The 893-nt window shown below is 55.9% G+C and carries 1 protein-coding gene; it reads left to right on the forward strand.

Translation table 11 applies throughout. The annotated features are described in order from the left end of the window. The coding region (gene tuf, locus D8V06_RS08490) for an elongation factor Tu (RefSeq protein ID WP_130930795.1) at positions 1–893 on the forward strand (893 nt) is incomplete at both ends.

Here is an 893-nt window from a genome sequence, read left to right on the forward strand (position 1 = left end):
ATTCGTCACTACGCTCACGTTGACTGCCCAGGTCACGCTGACTACGTGAAGAACATGATCACCGGTGCTGCCCAGATGGACGGCGCGATCCTGGTTTGCTCGGCCGCTGATGGTCCGATGCCACAAACCCGTGAGCACATCCTGCTGTCCCGTCAGGTAGGCGTTCCGTACATCGTGGTTTTCCTGAACAAGGCTGACCTGGTAGACGACGCTGAGCTGCTGGAACTGGTTGAGATGGAAGTTCGTGACCTGCTGTCGACCTACGACTTCCCAGGCGACGACACTCCGATCATCATCGGTTCGGCTCGTATGGCGCTGGAAGGCAAAGACGACAACGAAATGGGCACCACTGCCGTTCGTAAGCTGGTTGAGACTCTGGACACCTACATCCCAGAGCCAGAGCGTGCTATCGACAAGCCATTCCTGATGCCAATCGAAGACGTATTCTCGATCTCGGGTCGCGGTACTGTTGTGACTGGTCGTATCGAGCGCGGTATCGTTCGCGTTCAAGATGCACTGGAAATCGTTGGTCTGCGTGACACCACCACCACCACCTGCACCGGTGTTGAGATGTTCCGCAAGCTGCTCGACGAAGGTCGTGCTGGCGAGAACTGCGGCGTTCTGCTGCGTGGCACCAAGCGTGACGACGTTGAGCGTGGTCAGGTTCTGGTTAAGCCGGGTTCGGTTAAGCCGCACACCAAGTTCACCGCAGAAGTTTACGTTCTGAGCAAGGAAGAAGGCGGTCGTCACACTCCGTTCTTCAAAGGCTACCGTCCACAGTTCTACTTCCGTACTACTGACGTGACTGGTAACTGCGAGCTGCCAGAAGGCGTTGAAATGGTAATGCCAGGTGACAACATTCAGATGACTGTTACCCTGATCAAAACCATCGC

The organism is Pseudomonas sp. Sample_24, assembly GCF_004307605.1.
In the GTDB taxonomy this organism is placed as follows: Bacteria; Pseudomonadota; Gammaproteobacteria; order Pseudomonadales; family Pseudomonadaceae; genus Aquipseudomonas.